1 protein-coding gene is annotated in these 611 nt (G+C 51.7%); it reads right to left on the reverse strand.

From position 1 onward, the window contains the following. Positions 1 to 396 precede the first annotated feature (396 nt). A partial coding sequence (locus ACR1XY_RS24805; RefSeq protein ID WP_480597531.1) for a transposase domain-containing protein occupies positions 397 to 611 on the reverse strand: 215 nt, incomplete at its 5' end.

A 611-nucleotide genomic window follows, 5' to 3' on the forward strand; every position in this document is an offset into this window, starting at 1 on the left:
ATCAACCTGATGGCTTCAGTTAGAGATTGATCATCTAAGTCAATACGGGAGAAAGCACTATGCCACTTTCGAAAATAGGGTCAGGCTTCGGTAGAACCTGCACGATGTTATTGAAAGCGTGAGCGTCCGACTGACCCGCACTGCCGGAAGTGGCTACGGCCAGATACTGTCCAGTTATGAGATAAAGGACAGTAACGAGCCCGTCCAGTGCCGCCACCCCAATCCGATACTTAAGGATAAACCTCTCAATCCGAGTTGCAATTTTCTGATGCAAATTTAGGAGTTTCAATGCTACCATCAGACCGTTGAGCATCGGAGAATTCCACAGAGATTACCCATGGGCTTGATGGTGCGAACTTCCCATCTGGCCAGACCGTTACGTAAGCGGTGCGCCGATCACACGTCTGCGGTGTAATTCCAAGGCATCAAGCTGCCAATGTTGGACTGTTTGTGCCCGTTTGCGATTGCGGCCAGGGTTTGGGTGAGCCAGGCGTGCGGATCGACATTGTTCAATTTGCAGGTCTCGATCATCGATGCGAGGATGGCCCAGTTCTGAGCTCCGGCCTCATGCCCAGCGAAGAGGGCATTCTTTCGGTTCAAGGCAATAGGGC

It is taken from the genome of Ruegeria sp. AD11(2025) (assembly GCF_056542405.1).